The following is a 17587-nucleotide window of genomic DNA, read 5'->3' on the forward strand; positions in this document are numbered from 1 at the left end:
CGCAGCACGTTGCTGAGTCTGTCAATCAGACCTAGCCTGGGCGGATGAGACCCGCGGCACTGGACTGGTCGGTGGAGAACTGCACCATCGCCCGCGCGATGGAGATCCTCGGCGAGCGGTGGACCCTGGTGGTGCTCCGCGAGGTGTTCAACGGCGTACGCCGCTTCGACGACATGCGGGTGCGTACCGGGATCCCGCGTCAGGTGCTGGCCAACCGGCTGAGCACCCTTGTCGAGCAGGGCGTGCTGCGCCGCGAGCCGTACCGGGAGCCGGGCAGCCGGCTGCGCCACGAGTACCGGCTGACCGAGAAGGGCCTGGACCTGTGGCCGGTGCTGGTCGCCGTGCTCGGGTGGGGCGACCGGTACCTCGCCGACCCGGAGGGCTCGCCGCTGAGCGTGGGTCACCGCGACTGCGGTGCGGAGGTGCGCGTCGAGCTGCGTTGCGTGGACGGGCACGAGGTGAGCGGGCACCACGACGTGCTGCCCCGCCCCGGTCCCGGCGCCCGCCGCCGTACCCCCTGACGCGTCCGGCGAGGGCCGCCGGGTATCGGCGGCCGTGCACCCGACGGTGGCGAGGCAGCCCGACTGTCGTACCGCCGGGCTTTCACCCTCATGCCGGACGGTTCCCGGTGCCGCGCCGCGGGCGTCCGATGGCAGGTCGTGTCCGAAAGGGACCGGCGGTGATGCGGTGTGACGGTGGGCGTTCGCGAGCGTGTCCGAGGTGTTGCGGCTACGTGGCCAGCGAAGATCGGCAAATCCGGGCGAAACCAAGTCTTGTCAATGATCTTAAGTATGTGAATACTTCAGTTTGCTCGGCCGGTTTTCCCAGATCGGCCGGGTTGCCCCCCTCGGGTTCGCCGCCCCCGGCGAGACCCGTTCCCCCGCCCAGGAGGTTTATTACATGCGACCCACGAGGTCCTCACTCCGCGTCGCGGCCACCGTCGCCGTCGCCGGATCCCTGGTCGTCGGCTCACTCGTCGGCGCGCCCGCCCAGGCCGCCCCGGCCGCCTCTCCGGACGCCGCCGCCGCCCTCTCCGCACAGCTCGGCGACAGCTCCGCCGGCTCGTACATCGACGCCAGCGGCAAGTCCGTCGTCACCGTGACCGACGCGGCCGCCGCCCGTAAGGCGAGCAAGGCCGGCGCCACCGTCCGGTACGTCACCCGCGGCGCCGCCGAGCTCAACCGGGCCACCGCGGACCTGGAGGGCTCCGCCAAGATCCCGGGCACCGCCTGGTGGAGCGACCCGGTCACCAACCAGGTCGTCGTCTCCGTGGACAGCACCGTCACCGGCGCGAAGCTGGAGCGGGTCAAGGCCGCCGCGGCGCGAGCCAACGGCGCGGTCCGGATCGAGGCCGAGGCCGGCGTGCTGAGCACCCGGATCTCCGGTGGACAGGCCATCTACGCCGGCGGTGGCGGGCGCTGCTCGCTCGGCTTCAACGTGCGCAGCGGCAGCACCTACTACTTCCTGACCGCCGGGCACTGCACCAACATCTCGTCGAGCTGGTACTCGAACTCCGGCCAGACCGCGCTGATCGGCACCCGTACCGGCACCAGCTTCCCGGGCAACGACTACGGCATCGTGCGGCACAGCAACTCGGCCAACGCCGCCGGCAACGTCTACCTCTACAACGGCAGCTACCGGGACATCACCGGCGCCGGCAACGCCTCCGTCGGCCAGTCGGTGCAGCGCTCCGGCAGCACCACCGGCCTGCGTAGCGGCTCGGTGACCGCGACCAACGCCACGGTGAACTACGCCGAGGGCTCGGTCTCCGGCCTGATCCGGACCAACGTCTGCGCCCAGCCGGGCGACAGCGGCGGCTCGCTGTTCAGCGGCAGCACCGCCCTGGGCCTGACCTCCGGCGGTAGCGGCAACTGCACCACCGGTGGCACCACCTTCTTCCAGCCGGTCACCGAGGCGCTGAGCCGCTACGGCGTCAGCGTCTTCTGATCCACTCACCGCTCGCGGGCCGCCGGAAACCCTCCGGCGGCCCGTTCGCGTGGCCCGGCGTCGGCGGTGACGGTCAGCGGGGCCCGGACGGTCACCGCCGCCGCTCCGAGGCCAGCGCGGCCAGCACGGCGGCCAGCGGTACGGCCGCCTCGGCAGCCGCCACCAGCCGCTCCGTCAGCCCGATCCGTGCGCCGTCGGCGAAAAGCTCGACGGCGAACCAGCCGAGCAGCCCGAGGAGGACCGCCGCCACCGCGAACGCTGTCCAGCGTGCGGGTCCGCTCGGCGCTGACCCGTCCGGCGGATGGCGGTGATCCCGGCCGAGGGCCGCTCGGCGGGGCACGGCCAGGGCCGGCCAGACAGCCAACGCCCCGAACGCCACACCAGCGGCCACGACGTGCGTCATCGAGCCGCCCGCGGGGCGCTGCGGGAAGGCGACCAGCACCAGGGTGGCCAGTCCGCCCAGCGCGAGCAGCCCTCGGCCCGCCGGCGCGGCGGTGACCAGGCCGAGCGCGGTTATCAGGTGACAGAGGCCCAGGCCGGCCAGCCCGATCGTCATGATCCAGCGATGGTCCGCGTTCGAGGCGGCAAGCGCGCTGATGGTCTGCCGGACCGGGTCGAATTCGTCGGGTTGGGCGGCCTGCGCCAGCGTCCAGCCCCCGATGAGAAACAGCGGTGCGCCACCGGCTGACAGCAGGGCCCAGCGGGGAACGGCCGACATCGGGCGATCGTAGCGGTGCGACCGGCGCCTCGCGCTCGAGCGGATGGGCCGACGTCGCCGCCGCCGGGCCATGTCGGGCGACGACTCACGGCAGCCAATCGGGCCGTCGAGGAGCGGGCCCGTGAGTTGGTCCCAGCGGATCCGGGGGCACGACGCCGACCGTCGGTAGGTCCGGGCCGACGGGTACGGCGCCGCCGGCGGCCCACGCGAGGTGCGCCCGGCGGGCGGAGAGGACCGCGAGCAGCGGCCAGAGCGAGACGGCCACCGCCGTCACCCGCTCGGCCAGGCCGGTCCGGGACCCGCTGGTCACCTCGAACGCGAACCAGCCGAAGAGGGCCAGCAGTACGACCGTGGCGCTCAACCCCACCCCCCGGCGGAACGCCCAGGGCGGCTCTGGCGCGGCCGGATGCGCGGCGTCCCGGCCGCGCGGCAGCCACAGCGCCGAGCCGGCCGGCCAGAGCGCCAGGGCGAGGACGGCCACCGTCGCCGCGATGCCGTGGCTGACGGAACCGCCCACCGTCGGCCGGGGAAACGCCACCAGCGCGATGGTGGCCACCCCGCCGACGGCGAGCAGGAAGCGGCTGGGCAACCCGGCCGCGTGCAGCGCGGCGGCGATCGCCAGGTAGCAGCAGCCGAGCAGCACCAGACAGCTGATCATGATCCAGGCATCGGTGGCGTCGTGCCCGGCCAGCTCGCTGATGGTGTCCCGGACCGGGTCGTAGCCGGCGGGCTGCCGGCCTTCCGCGACCGTCCAGCCAGCCACCAGCAGCAGGGGCGCGGCCACCGCCGTGGCGACGGCCCAGTTCGGTACGGCGCGCATTTCGCCACGTTAACCAACACGCCAGCCCGCCGAGCACGGTTCGTCCGTCTGCCCACCGGCGAATCGCTCCGGCCTGCCGGGTGCCCCCAAAGGAGGCCGGCCGCCCCTGACAGAATGCCGGTGAGGACTGTTCCACGATGAGGAGTTGCCAGCCGTGATCCGTACCCACAATGCCGGAAGCCTGCGCGCGACGGACGCCGGCGCGACGGTGACGCTCGCCGGGTGGGTGGCCCGCCGACGCGACCACGGCGGCGTCATCTTCGTCGATCTGCGCGACGGCTCCGGCGTGGTCCAGGTGGTGTTCCGGGAAGAGGACGCGCACGCGCTGCGCAACGAGTTCTGCGTGAAGGTCACCGGCGAGGTGACCCGCCGGCCGGCCGGCAACGAGAACCCGGAGCTGCCCACCGGTGACGTCGAGGTGACCGCCGTCGAGTTGGAGGTGCTCTCCGAGGCGGCCCCGCTGCCGCTGCCGGTGGACGACCAGGTCGAGGCCGGTGACGACATCCGGCTCAAGTACCGCTACCTGGACCTGCGCCGCAGTGGCCCGGCGAACGCGCTGCGGCTACGCTCGCGCGCCAGCCACCTTGCCCGGGGCGTGCTGCACGAGCGGGACTTCCTGGAGATCGAGACGCCGACGCTGACCCGCTCGACGCCCGAGGGCGCCCGCGACTTCCTGGTGCCGGTCCGCCTCCAGCCCGGCAGCTGGTACGCCCTGCCGCAGTCGCCGCAGCTGTTCAAGCAGCTGCTGATGGTCGGCGGCATGGAGCGGTACTACCAGATCGCCCGCTGCTACCGGGACGAGGACTTCCGCGCCGACCGGCAGCCGGAGTTCACCCAGCTCGACATCGAGATGTCCTTCGTGACCGAGGACGACGTGATCGACCTCGGCGAGGCGATCGTCTCGGCGCTCTGGAAGGACCTGGCCGGGCACGAGATCACCCGACCCATCCCGCGGATCACCTGGCACGACGCGATGGCCCGGTACGGCTCCGACAAGCCGGACCTGCGCTACGGCGTGGAACTGACCGAGCTGACCGACTACCTGCGCGGCACCGAGTTCCGGGTCTTCGCCGGTGCGATCGACGCGGGCGGCTACGTCGGCGCGGTGGTGATGCCGGGCGGAGCGGCGCAGAGCCGCAAGGAGTTGGACGGCTGGCAGGACTGGGCCAAGGCGCGTGGCGCGCGCGGCCTGGCGTACGTGGTGCTGGACGCCGAGACCGGCGAGGCGCGCGGCCCGGTGGCCAAGAACCTCTCCGCCGAGCACCTGGGCGGGCTTGCCGACGCGGTCGGCGCCAAGCCGGGCGACGCGGTCTTCTTCGCCGCCAGCAACACCACCCGGGAGGCGCAGGAGCTGCTCGGCGCGGCCCGCATCGAGATCGCCAAGCGGGCCGGGCTGATCGACGAGAGCGCCTGGGCGTTCTGCTGGGTGGTCGACGCGCCGATGTTCGAGCGCACCGACGAGGGCGGCTGGACGGCCGTGCACCACCCGTTCACCTCGCCCAACTCGGAGTGGGTGGACCGGTTCGAGGAGGCACCGGACCGGGCGCTGGCGTACGCGTACGACATCGTCTGCAACGGCAACGAGATCGGCGGCGGGTCGATCCGTATCCACCGGGGTGACGTGCAGAAGCGGGTCTTCGATCTGCTCGGCATCACCCCGGAGGAGGCGCAGGACAAGTTCGGCTTCCTGCTGGAGGCGTTCAAGTACGGCGCCCCGCCGCACGGCGGCATCGCCTTCGGCTGGGACCGGGTCTGCATGCTGCTGGCCGGCGCGGACTCCATCCGCGAGGTGATCGCCTTCCCGAAGACCCGGGGCGGCTTCGACCCGCTGACCGGCGCGCCGACGCCGATCACCGCCCAGCAGCGCACCGAGGCCGGCATCGACGCCAAGCCGAAGCCCCCAGCCACCGCCCACACCGGCACCGCGGGCCCGGCCGCCCCAGTAGCCGACCCGGTCTGACCGCCGCCCACCTGCTTGGTTGATCAAGAGGTTTGCGTCATGCTCGCCCCGTCGAGGTGACGCAAACCTCTTGATCGTTGGCGGGGGAGTGGTGGCATGCGGGTGCTCGTGGTGGGGGCGAGTGGGTTTCTCGGGCGTGAGGTGTGTCGGCGGGCGGTGGACGCCGGCTGGTCGGTGGTGGGGACGTGCCACTCCGGCGACATCAGCGCGCCGGGCGTCACGGCGCGCCGGCTGGACGTGACCGACCGGGCCGCCGTGCGCGCGCTGGTCGCCGAGGTGCGTCCGGACGCGGTGGTCTCCACCCCCTACCGGTACGACGACTGGACGGTGACCGCCGACGGGGCCGCGTATGTGGCGGTCGCGGCAGCCGAGATGGGCGCCCGTCTGGTGCACGTGTCCAGCGACGCGCTGCACGCCGGCCGGCCCGAGCCGTACGCCGACGACGACCCGCCGACGCCGGTGAACGCGTACGGCGCCGCGAAGGCCGCGGCCGAGACTGCCGTGCGAGCGGTCGACCCCGGCGCGGCACTGGTACGTACCTCGCTGATCCTGGGGGAGGGCAGTAAGCAGATCCAGCTCTCCCGGGACGCGCTCGCCGGCCGGGCCACCCTGTTCACCGACCAGATCCGCTGCCCGGTCGACGTCACCGACCTGGCCGCCGCCCTTCTGGAGCTGGTCGACAGCGCGTACGCCGGCCCGCTCAACGTGGCCGGTCCGGACGCGGTCAGCCGCGCCGAGCTGGGCCTGCTGGTCGCCGAGCGGTTCGACCTGGATGCGGCCGGCCTGAAGACCACCACCAGCACCGCCGCCGGTGTGGTCGGCCCCACCGACGTACGCCTGGACTCCACCCGCGCTGCCGGCCTGCTGCGTACCCGGCTACGCGGCGTGCGCGAGATCCTGGCTCGCTGAGCCCACCGTCCCGCAGCTGCACACTTCCTATGCATAACTCTTGTGCATAGGAAGTGTGCAGAGTTATTGTGCAGTCATGGTGAACGACGGAGAGACGCCGAGACCGGCGCCGCGTGAGGTACGGATCGACAAGCGGCAGGTCCGGGTGCTGGCGCACCCGCTTCGGATGCGGCTGCTCGGGGCACTGCGGGTGAACGGGCCCGCCACCGCCACCACCCTGGCGGAGCTGCTCAGCACCAACACCGGCGCGACCAGTTACCACTTGCGCCAGCTCGCCGAGGTGGGGCTGGTGACCGAGGACCCCGACCGGGGCAGCGGCCGGCAGCGCTGGTGGCAGGCCGCACACGACGTCACGAACTGGGAGCCGACCGACTTCGACGACGACCCCGACGCCCGGGCTGCGATCGAGTGGATCCAGGGCGACCAGGTACGCCTTCTCGTCGAGCACGCCGAACGCTGGTTCGCCATTCAGCACGAGTGGTCCCCCGCCTGGCGGGACGCCATCGGCATGGGCGACATCTTCATGACGATCCCGCCAGACCGGCTGAAGGCGCTCCAGGCGGAGGTGTGGCAGGTGCTGGAGCGGTACAACCGCGAGGCCTGCCTCGTCGACTCCGCTGATCCGCAGGCCCGCCCCGTGCAGGTCTTCCTGGCCGCCTACCCGTTGCTGGAAGGGCCCCGATGAGCACGCTGACCGTACGCCAGGTCCGGCGTCGCTACCTGACGCTCTACGGCCTGCGCTGGCTGCCGACCGGCCTGATGATCCCGGTGATGATCCTGCTGATGCAGGAGCGCGGCCTGTCGCTGCCGCAGATCGGCCTGGTCTTCACCGCGCAGGGGCTGCTGGTGCTTGCGCTGGAGCTGCCCACCGGCGGGCTCGCCGACGCCCTCGGCCGCCGCCCGGTGCTGCTCGCCGCCGGAGCGCTCAACCTCGTCTCGCTGTCACTCTTCGCGGTGGCCGACTCGTTCTGGATGTTCTTCCTGGTCTGGGCATTGCAGGGGGTCTACCGGGCACTGGACAGCGGCCCGCTGGAGTCCTGGTACGTCGACGCCACCCTGGCCGCCGACCCCGAGGCCGAGTACGAACGGGGCCTCGGGCACGCCGGCACCGTCAGCGGCGTGGCCATCGGCGCCGGCGCGCTGCTCGGCGGTGGCCTGGTCGCGCTGGGCCCGATCGGACCGGTCAGCGCGCTCACGGTGCCCGTGCTGGCCGCCGTCGTCGCCCAGTCGGCGGCACTGGTCGCGCTGGTCGTCCTGCTGGTGGAGCAGCGGCCGGCCACCGGCGTCGCGGCGCTGCGGGCCTCGGTGTCACAGGCGCCCCGGATGATCGGCGAGGCCGTCGGGCTACTGCGTCGCTCGCGGGTGCTGCTTGCCTTGGTGTCGGTGGAGCTGTTCTGGGGCTTCGGCATGATCACCTTCGAGTCGCTGCTGCCGGTCCGGCTCGCCGAGGTGGTCGGCGACCCGGAACGGGCCGCCGCGCTGCTCGGCCCGGCCAACTCGGCCGCCTGGCTCGCCTCGGCGGCCGGCGCGGCGCTGACCCCGCTGCTGCTGCGCTGGCCCGGCGCAGCGCCCGGCGCGGCTCTGCTGCGCATCCTGCAGGGCGTCACGGTGGTCGGGATGGGGCTCTTCGCCGGGCCGGTCGGGGTGCTCGTGGCCTACCTGGCCTGCTACACCGTGCACGGCGCGTCCAACCCGCTGCACAGCGGGCTGCTGCACCGGCAGGTCGACGGCCCGTACCGGACCAGCGTGCTCTCGCTGAACTCGATGATGGCGCAGCCGGCCGGCGCGCTCGGCGGGGTGGCCCTGACCGCGCTCGCCGCCGCCACCAGCATCAGCACCGCCATGGTCGTCGGCGCGGTCGTGCTGGCCATCGCCGCCCCGCTCTACCTGCCGGCATGGCGGGCCGGCCGTCGGCCCGCGGCGGATACCGCCGACCCGCCCGCGGTACCCGAACCCACCGAGCCGCAGACCGCCGGGCGTTAAGAAGGGCGCCCGTCCGCTACCCGCGGCGATACCAGGGGAGCCCTCCCGCTCAGCCCAGCCGTAGCGAGCTGAGCGGGAGGGTTTCGGTGAAGCCGAGCCGCCGGTAGAGCCGTGCCGCCCCGAGGTTGTCCGTGTAGACGCCGAGTCCGACGGTGTCGTAGCGGGCCAGCAGCGCCCGGGTCATCCCGGCGGTCAGCGCCGCGCCCAGCCCTCGACCCCGCTGGTCGGGGGCGACGGTCAGGCCGGCGAGGAACCCGATGTCGCCCCGGCTGCGGTCCGCGCCGCACGCCACCAGCCGGCCGCCGATCCGGATGCCGTACCAGTCCACCACCTCTGCGTCTCCCGGGCGGGCGGTGGTGCTCGGGAACGCCTCGTCGATCAGCGCCTCCAGCGCCGGATGGTCGGCCTCGGCGAGTCGTACCACCCGCTGCTCGTCCGCCTGTGCCGGTGGTGGCGTGTCGGTCCAGTGGAAGTCCCAGTCGTCGTGCCGGGTCACCGCCAGCCGGCCCGCCAGCAGGGCGGGATCGTGCCGGGGTAGGTGCAGCCGCTGCCCCGGGCGCAGCAGACCGTCGGCGACCAGTGCGACACAGACCTCGATCGCCGGCCCGGCCGGGCCGATCGCGCAGCCGGCCGGCCCGTGCTCGGGCGGCACCAACCACAGCACGGTGCCGTCGCGCCGGTAGCCGTGCGCCGGCGCGCCCCGCCCGAGTGCGTGCCGGGCGAACGGGTGGTGGCCGACGGCGGCCAGGATGGCGGTCCGGTCCAGGACCACCTGGTCGTCGATGATCATGCGACCAGCCTAGGAGCCGGGGGTCGAACGCTTGCGCCGGGCCGCCACGGCCAGGCCGAATCCATCGTGGAGATTGACGAGTCGACCGATTGGGTACATCCGGGGCCGACCTACTGGGAACCCCCACCGGAGGACCGACATGCTCGCCATTCTGGCCGCCATTGTCTTCGGCTTTGCCCTGCTGATCGACCTGCTCGACACCAACTTCGGAGCGCCGGACCTGTTCAACTGGAACACGCTCGTGCTCCTCGGATTGTTCCTGCTCTCGCTCTACCTGGGCGGCGTGGGCAACGGCCCGCGCGGCGGTGGCGGCGGCCGCTGGTACCGGGGCCGGCGCCCCGGTCGCGGCTGACCGGAACCGATCACCAGTGGCCCGGCCCGCGGCGCGATTCCGGCGTCGCGGGCACGGCCCGGTACTGTCTTCGTGATGGAGTCCGACGCCCTCTTCTCCCTCGGTGCACCCGCCGGGTCGCGCAGCGCGCCCGACGGTTCCGCCAGTGTCGACGGCTTCACTCCGGTAGCAGCCGATTCGCCCCTGCCCGTCCGGATGCGCCCGGCGACCCTCGACGAGCTGATCGGGCAGGCCCACCTGCTCGCCCCCGGCGCGCCGCTGCGGCAACTGGTCTCCGGCGGCGCCCCGATGTCGGTCATCCTCTGGGGACCGCCGGGCAGCGGCAAGACCACCATCGCGCACCTGGTGGCCGGGGCCACCGACCGCCGGTTCGTGGCCATGTCGGCGCTCTCCGCCGGCGTCAAGGACGTCCGGGCGGTGATCGAGGCGGCCCGCCGGCAGCGCCGCTCGGGCGGCCCGCAGACCGTGCTCTTCATCGACGAGGTGCACCGGTTCAGCAAGACTCAGCAGGATTCGCTGCTTGCCGCCGTCGAGGACCGTACGGTCACGTTGCTGGCGGCGACCACCGAAAACCCGTACTTCTCGGTCATCTCCCCACTGCTGTCACGCTGCGTGCTGCTCACCCTGCAACCGCTGGACGACGAGGCGGTGCGGAGTCTGCTGCGCCGTGCGGTCACCGACGAGCGTGGCCTTGGCGGCGCGCTCACCCTGGCCGACGAGGCCGAGGACCACCTGGTCCGGCTCGCGTCCGGCGACGTGCGCAAGGCGCTGACCGCACTGGAGGCGGCGGCGGCCTCCGCCACGGCGCTCGGCGCGAGCCGGATCGACCTCGCCACCGCCGAGCAGGCGGTCGACGTGGCGGCGGTGCGCTACGACCGCGACGGCGACGCCCACTACGACGTGGTCAGCGCGTTCATCAAGAGCATGCGCGGCTCGGACGTGGACGCCGCGGTGCACTGGCTGGCCCGGATGCTGGTCGCCGGGGAGGACGCCCGGTTCATCGCCCGCCGGTTGGTCATCTTCGCCAGCGAGGACGTGGGCATGGCCGACCCCGGCGCGTTGAGCGTGGCCACCGCCGCCGCGCACGCCGTCGAGTACGTCGGGCTGCCCGAAGCGCAGCTCAACCTTGCCCAGGCGGTGATCCACCTGGCCACCGCGCCCAAGTCGAACTCGGCCACCACCGCCATCGGCGCCGCGATCGCTGACGTGCGGTCCGGCCGGGGCGGCCCGGTGCCGCGCGGGCTGCGCGACGCGCACTACGCCGGTGCCCGAGGGCTGGGCCATGGCACCGGCTACCGCTATCCGCACGACGACCAGCGTGGCGTGGTCACCCAGCAGTACGTCCCGGACGACCTGGTGGGCACCGACTACTACCGGCCCAGCCCGCACGGGGCGGAGCGGTCGGTGGCCACCCGGCTGCCGCTGCTGCGCGGGATCGTGCGAGGGCTGCCGGCCCCGCCCGCCCGCCCGGAGGCCCCGCCGGCCGGGCCGCCCGTAACGGCGCAGAACGGGCCGGCGCTTGCCGACGAGAACGGTCGCCCGACGACGGGCACGGGCGGTCCCGGCACGATGCAAGACAGCGGCACCAACGCCGCAGGAGAGGGTCAACAGTGAAGTCGCGTGGTGCGGACCGCCCGGACGAGGGCCCGGATGAGCGGCGCGATCCCCGCGCCAAGGGCCGCCGCTGGGGTCGAGGCCGGGCCGAGGCCGAGCCGGAGGAGCCGGTAGCCGGCGGGGAGTTCGGCTGGATCGACGACCTGCGGTCGGCCAAGCAGCAACGTTCCGAGCTGGGCCCCGACGGGGCCGCGGTAGAGCCCGCAGGGCCACGCGGGGGTGTCCCGGTGCCGCCGGACGGCCCGGTGCCACCCACCCCGCGCCGTGGTGACCCGGACGGTCCCGCCGCGCGCCGGCCGGCCGGCGGACCATGGCCGGGCGACGCGCCGCCGCCGGGCCGCCGCCCGGACGAGCGGCCACCCGCCGACCGACCCCGGGCCGCCGGCCCCGGAGTCCCCGCCCCGGGCCAGCCGGCCCGCCGCGGGGCACAGCCGGCACCCGGCAGCGGTCCTCGCGCCGCCGGGCCGCCGCTCGCGCCTCCCACCGCCGCCCGCCCGGCCGGTGGCGAGCCGGCAGGCCCACCCGGACCGCCGACCTCGGGCGTACCGGCCGGCCCGGCCCGGCCCCGCCCGGGCGCTGCCCCGGCCGGCCCGCCCGCCGGCCCGCCGGGCACCGGCGCACCGACCGGTCGCCGCCCGGCCGCCGTCCCCCCATCGGGTCGGGCTGACGCGATGCCGCCGCTACGCCGGCCCGACGCCGGGCCGTTGGGTCGCAGACCCGGCCCGGAGACCACCGAGCCCGGCCGTCCACTGCCCACCGACGACGGGCCCGCCGGTCGGCGTACGACCGATCCGGCGCGGGCCGCCGGTTCACCCACCGCCCCCGGCGGGACCCGCTTCGACGCGGCGCCGACCGGTGCCGTACCGCCGGTCCCCGGTGGACTGCGACCCGACCCCGCCGTCGACCGTGATCCGCGGAACGCCCGGCGTCGCCCGGGCACAGTCGACCCCGGCGCGACGGAGACGTCCGGCCAGGGGCCGGCCGACCGCGCCCGATCGTCCTCCGGCGGGCACCGCCGCGCGGCCGAACCCGACGAGCCGGCGGTGCCCCGTTCGGGCAACGCCCCGGCGGTGCCCGACGCGTCCGGCCACACCGGCGCCGCGCCGACCATCGGCCCGGCCGACGGCACCGGGCGCCGCCGGACGGTCCCGGACGAGCAGGAGCGCCGCGCTCCGGCCGGAGGCGAGCCCCGGACCGACCGCCCGGAGCGGCCGGCCGACTGGCTGCGCCAGGCAGGCCGCCTGCCGCACACCGACCCCGCCCTGCCGGTGGTCAACCGGCGCGGTGGCACCCCGCCGCCGGCCGGCCGCCGTCCTGGGCCGCCCGCAGGTGCGGGTGACCTCACCGACCACTCGCCCGGCCGGCTCGCCGTGCCGGACCCGGCCGCGGAGCGCGGCGCCGGCCGCCGGCCCGCCGGGCCGCCGGCCGACCCGGCCGCGGACGCCCCCACCGGTCGCCGTGCCGTCCGGCCCGGCGCGACGGGCGACCGTGGCGACGACCCGTACGCCGGTCCCGCCGGCGGCGGGCGACCCGCGCCCGGTGGCGGTGCCGCCGGTCCGGGCGCACCGGCCCGCGGCGCCGCCCGCTCCACCCCGCCCGGTCGTGCCCGGCCCGCCCCCGGCGACGCGCCGGCCACCGGCGCCGGACACCGTGGTCCCGACGGGCCATCCCGGCCCGGCCCGGGTGCCGAGACCACTGCCCGTGGCGCCGCCCGCCCGGACGGCCCGGCCCGTGCCGCCGTCCCACCGGGCATCGGCCCGGATGGCCCGCCGCGGCAGCGCCCGGACGGTCCGGCTCGCGCCGCCGTCCGCCCCGCTGGCGCCGGGCACCCGCCCGTGAGCGGCGAGCCCGGCACCGGTCCCGGGGCTCCCGCGGTGGCCCGCGGCGGTGCGCCGGCCGTTCGACCCGCGCCGGCCGATCGCGCCGCCGGCCGTGCCCTGCCACCGAACCGGGAGCCCGGTCGTCCCGAGCCCTCCGGTGTCGCACCCGTGCCGCCGCCCGGCCGCCCCGGCGAGCCCGTCGGTGTGGCCCGGGCCGCCGCCGTGGTGCCCACTGTGGGCGGACCGGTGGACCGGCCGGTGCCCGCGCCGGCCGACGGGCCCGCGCTGCGCCCAGCCGGCCAGGACGTGCCCGACGACGACGGCGCCGCCCCGGGCGCTCGGTCCGAGCTGCGCCGGCAGTTGCGCGAGCGGCGCCGGCTGCGGGCGGCGGTGCTGGCGCTGGTCAGCGTCGTCCTGCTCGGCGCGGTGCCGCTCTTCTTCGGCATCCGTACGCTGAGCCGGGACCCGGTCTTCGACAACCTGGACCAGCTGAACGTGCCCGGCTGGGCTGCGGCGAAGACGGTCGACGAGGTCAGCGGCAGTCGTTGGTGCCTGCTCGACTGTCGACTGCGCGAGCGCACCGTCACCTCGGAGAAGTCGCCGGAGGAGACGGCGGGGGTCTACGAGAACGCGCTGCGACAGGACGGCTGGCAACCGTGGAAGGTGACCCGCTGCCCCGAGCAGGAGACGAAGGGGAGCTACACCTGCTGGCGTCGCGATGAGCTGACTCTCGACCTGTGGGTGCGCGAGCCGACCTGCGTGCCGCCGCCGGTCGACGGCGAGCCGGCGATCGTGCCGTCTCCCGGCCCGTCGGCCGCTGCGGCGGAGTGCGCCGGCTCGTTGGTATCGGTGAAGGTGCGCAACGCGATCGACGACGAGCGGACCAAGCCACAGCCGAGCACCGATCCGTCACTGACCGGAGAGGATCCGTTCCCGACAGTCAGCGCGGACCCGCTGGGTGAGTTGACACCCTCACCGTCGTGAGCCGGTTTCCATCACGGACGGTAGGGTCTGGGGCTGGTAGGCCCGTCCGCTGCCGTTGATCGGTGACGGTTCGGTGGGCCGGCCCGGTACGGGTACCACGGTTGTGCGTTCCGGGGACGTCGGGTCCCCGGAACTCTGCTTGAGGAGGACAGGCGTGGGCGACATTGGAGCGGTTGCGGCGCTGATCGCGGCGTGCGCGTTCGCGGTGCTGGTGCTCATCCTGACGCTGCCCATCCTGCGGCTGCGGCACACGGTGGACGCCACCACCCGGATGATCAACGACCTCAACGATCGGACCGCACCGCTGCTCGGCGACGTGAACACCACGGTGAAGAACGTCAACACCGCCCTGGAGCAGGTGCAGACCTCGCTCGACGGCGTGAACCTCCAGTTGGCGAAGGTCGACACCATGACCAGCCACGCGCAGAACATCACCGCCAACGTCGCCAACCTGGCCACCGTGGTCTCTGCCGCGGCCGCGAACCCGCTGGTCAAGGTAGCCGCGTTCGGCTACAGCGTGCGCAAGGCCGCGGCCAGCCGCCGGCACGCCGAGACCGAGCGCGAGGTGCGCGACACCATCAAGCAGCAGCGGCGGGCCGCCCGGCGCGGCAACCGCTGACCGGCCGGCGCACCAGGAGGTAGCGAGACATGAGGCGATTGTTCTGGTTGGGCATCGGGCTCGCCGTCGGCGTGGTGGTGGTCCGCAAGGCGACCCGGACCGCGCAGGCGTACACCCCGGCCGGCATCGCGAGCACGTTGTCGGAATCCGCTGGCGGGCTGGTCGAATCGCTGCGTAGCTTCGTGGAGGACGTCCGCGTCGGGATGGCCGAACGCGAGCAGGAGATCCACCAGGCGTTCGCCCAGGGCGAGGCGTTCGACGACCAGTTCGCCGAGCTGCGGGAAGACCCGCGGATCGGCGATCGATACATCTTTCCGGAGGAACACCAGCGATGAAGACGGCGGAAATCAAGCGGCGGTACCTCGCGCACTTCGAGGCGAATGGCCACGCCGTGGTGCCGTCCGCTCCGCTGCCCGCCATCAGTGACCCGAACCTGCTGTTCGTCAACGCCGGCATGGTGCAGTTCGTCCCCTACTTCCTCGGTCAGCAGCGCGCGCCGTACCAGCGGGCGGTCAGCGTGCAGAAGTGCATCCGTACCCCGGACATCGATGAGGTCGGCAAGACCAGCCGGCACGGCACGTTCTTCCAGATGAACGGCAACTTCTCCTTCGGCGACTACTTCAAGGACGGCGCGATTCCTCTCGCGTGGGACCTGGTCACCAAGCCACAGGACCAGGGCGGCTACGGCCTCGACCCGGAGCGCGTCTGGCCGACCGTCTATCTCGACGACGACGAGGCGTTCGAGATCTGGCGGTCGGTGGGGGTGCCGGCCGCTCGGATCGTCCGCCGGGGCAAGGCCGACAACTTCTGGTCGATGGGCATTCCCGGGCCGTGCGGCCCGTGCTCCGAGTTGTTCTACGACCGGGGCCCGGAGTACGGCCGGGAGGGCGGCCCGGCGGTCGACGAGGACCGCTACATGGAGTTCTGGAACCTCGTCTTCATGCAGTTCGAGCGGGGCCCGGGCACCACCAAGGACGACTACCCGATCCTGGGTGAGCTGCCGGCGAAGAACATCGACACCGGCATGGGCCTGGAGCGGATGGCCTCGATCCTGCAGGGCGTCGACAACCTCTACGAGATCGACGAGGTCCGGCCGATTCTGGACCGGGCGGCTGAGTTGACCGGCAAGCGGTACGGCGCGCACTCCGGCCACGTGGCCAGCGAGTCGCACCCGGACGACGTACGGCTGCGGGTGATCGCCGACCACGTGCGGACCGCGCTGATGCTGATCGGCGACGGCGTGACCCCGAGCAACGAGGGGCGTGGCTACGTGCTGCGCCGGATCATGCGCCGGGCGATCCGGTCGATTCGGCTGCTGGGCTGGCAGGATCGGGCGTTGCCCGAGCTGTTGCCGGTGGCCCGGGACTGCATGGCGCCGTCGTACCCGGAGCTGGCGACTGACTTCGACCGGATCGCGCAGTACGCGTACGCCGAAGAGGAAGCTTTCCTGTCCACCCTGCGCGCCGGCACCACGATCCTGGACACCGCGATCGCCGAGACCCGCACCGCGGGTGGCGCGGCGCTGTCCGGGGCGAAGGCGTTCCAGCTGCACGACACGTACGGCTTCCCGATCGACCTGACCCTTGAGATCGCTGCGGAGCAGGGCCTCACGGTCGACGACGAGGGCTTCCGCCGGCTGATGGCCGACCAGCGGACGCGGGCGAAGGCGGACGCGCAGGCCCGCAAGACCGGGCACACCGACGTTTCGGCGTACCGGTCGGTGCTGGACTCGGGTGGCCCGGTGACGTTCACCGGGTACAGCGAGGTGGCCCGCGAGTCGACGGTACGGGCGCTGCTCGGCGAGGGTGGCCCGCGCCAGGCGGCGACCGAGGGCGACACCATCGAGCTGGTGCTCGACACGACCCCGTTCTACGCCGAGGGCGGTGGCCAGCAGCCCGACCAGGGCATGATCACCGTGGGCGGCGGACAGGTCGAGGTGCTCGACGTGCAGCAGCCGGTGCCCGGCCTGATCGTGCACCGGGCCCGGGTGATCCGGGGTGAGGTGCGTGCCGGCGAGACCGGCTACGCCGAGATCGACACCACCCGGCGGCGGGCGATCTCCCGATCGCACACCGCGACCCACCTGGTGCACCAGACCATGCGCAACTTCCTCGGCGACTCGGCCACCCAGGCTGGTTCGCTGAACGCGCCCGGTCGGCTGCGGTTCGACTTCAACACTCCGACGGGAGTGTCGCCGACCGTGCTGCGTGACGTGGAGCAGCAGGTCAACGAGGTGCTCCTGGCCGACCTGGAGGTGCACGCCTTCATCACCTCGCTGGAAGAGGCGCGGCGGATCGGGGCGATGGCCCTTTTCGGCGAGAAGTACGGCGAAGAGGTGCGGGTCGTCGAGGTGGGCGACTACGCCCGGGAGCTCTGTGGTGGCACGCACGTGGCCCGCTCGGCCCAGCTCGGCCTGGTGAAGATCCTCTCCGAGTCGTCGATCGGCTCCGGCGTCCGTCGGGTCGAGGCGCTGGTGGGCATGGACGCCTTCGGCTTCCTGGCCCGTGAGCACCTGCTGGTCTCCCGGCTGGCCGAGCTGTACCGGGTGCCCAACGAGCAGGTCGCCGACCGGGTCGAGCAGACCGTCACCCAGCTCCGGGATGCGGAGAAGGAGCTGGAGAAGCTGCGCGCCCAGCTGGTGCTGGGCGGAGCGGCGGCGCTCGCCGCGCAGGCCAAGGACGTGCGCGGGGTGGCGTACGTGGGCACCGAGGCGCCGGAGGGCGCGGCCGGTAACGATGTGCGGACCCTCGCCCAGGAGATCCGCGGCAAGATCGACCCGGCCCGGCCGGCGGTGGTCGCGGTGGCGGCCCGCTCGAACGGCAAGGCCTCCCTGGTGGTGGCGGTCAACCAGGCCGCCCGCAGCCGGGGCCTGGCCGCCTCGGACCTGGTGAAGGCGGCGTTCTCCGGGCGCGGCGGGGGCAGCCCCGACCTAGCCCAGGGTGGCGGCCTGCCGGCGGCCGAGGCGCCGAACCTGCTACACACCGTCGAGAAGGCGATCACCGAGGCGTGATGGTTCATCATGTTCGACCAGGGCGGGCCGATCGGTCCGCCCTGGTTCGTCGAGTCCCGGG

At 73.9% G+C, this 17587-nt stretch carries 15 protein-coding genes; 12 read left to right on the forward strand and 3 right to left on the reverse strand.

Annotated features, from left to right (window positions below):
- The first annotated feature begins 44 nt into the window (after window positions 1-44).
- Window positions 45-521: a helix-turn-helix domain-containing protein gene (locus ABZV00_RS14365; RefSeq protein WP_355605750.1), complete on the forward strand. Its 477-nt coding sequence runs from the start codon at window positions 45-47 to the stop codon at window positions 519-521.
- 379 nt (window positions 522-900) lie between these two features.
- The gene (locus ABZV00_RS14370) at window positions 901-1947 is read left to right on the forward strand and encodes a S1 family peptidase (RefSeq protein ID WP_355605752.1); all 1047 of its coding nucleotides are present in this window, start codon (window positions 901-903) and stop codon (window positions 1945-1947) included.
- 91 nt (window positions 1948-2038) lie between these two features.
- On the opposite strand, the gene ABZV00_RS14375 is transcribed toward ABZV00_RS14370, so the two are convergent.
- Window positions 2039-2665: a DUF998 domain-containing protein gene (locus ABZV00_RS14375; RefSeq protein WP_355605754.1), complete on the reverse strand. Its 627-nt coding sequence runs from the start codon at window positions 2663-2665 to the stop codon at window positions 2039-2041.
- 85 nt (window positions 2666-2750) lie between these two features.
- Window positions 2751-3485, reverse strand: coding sequence for a DUF998 domain-containing protein (locus ABZV00_RS14380; RefSeq protein ID WP_355605757.1), 735 nt, complete (start codon window positions 3483-3485; stop codon window positions 2751-2753).
- Between the two features lie 154 nt (window positions 3486-3639).
- Between ABZV00_RS14380 and aspS the strand changes: the two genes are divergently transcribed.
- From aspS to ABZV00_RS14400, 4 genes are all read left to right on the forward strand, one after another.
- Window positions 3640-5445, forward strand: coding sequence for an aspartate--tRNA ligase (gene aspS, locus ABZV00_RS14385; RefSeq protein WP_355605760.1), 1806 nt, complete (start codon window positions 3640-3642; stop codon window positions 5443-5445).
- A 96-nt stretch (window positions 5446-5541) separates the two neighbouring features.
- The gene (locus ABZV00_RS14390; protein WP_355605762.1) at window positions 5542-6354 is read left to right on the forward strand and encodes a sugar nucleotide-binding protein; all 813 of its coding nucleotides are present in this window, start codon (window positions 5542-5544) and stop codon (window positions 6352-6354) included.
- Window positions 6355-6430: 76 nt separating this feature from the next.
- Entirely contained in the window at window positions 6431-7039 is a 609-nt protein-coding gene (locus ABZV00_RS14395) for a helix-turn-helix domain-containing protein (RefSeq protein ID WP_355605765.1), read from the forward strand.
- Window positions 7036-8337, forward strand: a complete 1302-nt coding sequence (locus tag ABZV00_RS14400; RefSeq protein ID WP_355605768.1) for an MFS transporter — start codon at window positions 7036-7038, stop codon at window positions 8335-8337. Before ABZV00_RS14395 ends, ABZV00_RS14400 begins: the two co-directional genes overlap by 4 nt.
- Window positions 8338-8386: 49 nt before the next feature.
- On the opposite strand, the gene ABZV00_RS14405 is transcribed toward ABZV00_RS14400, so the two are convergent.
- Window positions 8387-9127 (reverse strand): GNAT family N-acetyltransferase, encoded by a 741-nt coding sequence (locus tag ABZV00_RS14405; RefSeq protein ID WP_355605771.1) that lies wholly within the window; start codon window positions 9125-9127, stop codon window positions 8387-8389.
- A 139-nt stretch (window positions 9128-9266) separates the two neighbouring features.
- On the opposite strand from ABZV00_RS14405, the gene ABZV00_RS14410 reads away from it, so the two are divergent.
- The 6 genes from ABZV00_RS14410 to alaS all read left to right on the forward strand — a co-directional run bounded on the left by ABZV00_RS14410 (window position 9267) and on the right by alaS (window position 17526).
- Entirely contained in the window at window positions 9267-9479 is a 213-nt protein-coding gene (locus ABZV00_RS14410) for a hypothetical protein (protein ID WP_328414004.1), read from the forward strand.
- A 75-nt stretch (window positions 9480-9554) separates the two neighbouring features.
- Window positions 9555-11093 (forward strand): replication-associated recombination protein A, encoded by a 1539-nt coding sequence (locus tag ABZV00_RS14415; RefSeq protein WP_355605774.1) that lies wholly within the window; start codon window positions 9555-9557, stop codon window positions 11091-11093.
- Between the two features lie 2105 nt (window positions 11094-13198).
- Complete coding sequence (locus ABZV00_RS14420) at window positions 13199-13897, forward strand: hypothetical protein (RefSeq protein WP_328426456.1); 699 nt, start codon at window positions 13199-13201, stop codon at window positions 13895-13897.
- A 154-nt stretch (window positions 13898-14051) separates the two neighbouring features.
- Window positions 14052-14516 carry a DUF948 domain-containing protein gene (locus tag ABZV00_RS14425; RefSeq protein ID WP_355605777.1) on the forward strand — a complete coding sequence of 155 codons (465 nt, stop codon included), beginning with the start codon at window positions 14052-14054 and terminating at the stop codon, window positions 14514-14516.
- 29 nt (window positions 14517-14545) lie between these two features.
- Complete coding sequence (locus ABZV00_RS14430; RefSeq protein ID WP_328414009.1) at window positions 14546-14851, forward strand: hypothetical protein; 306 nt, start codon at window positions 14546-14548, stop codon at window positions 14849-14851.
- Complete coding sequence (gene alaS / locus ABZV00_RS14435) at window positions 14848-17526, forward strand: alanine--tRNA ligase (protein ID WP_355605780.1); 2679 nt, start codon at window positions 14848-14850, stop codon at window positions 17524-17526. Before ABZV00_RS14430 ends, alaS begins: the two co-directional genes overlap by 4 nt.
- The last annotated feature ends 61 nt before the right edge of the window (window positions 17527-17587 follow it).

This window comes from Micromonospora sp. NPDC005173, from assembly GCF_040608515.1.
Taxonomy (GTDB): domain Bacteria; phylum Actinomycetota; class Actinomycetes; order Mycobacteriales; family Micromonosporaceae; genus Micromonospora.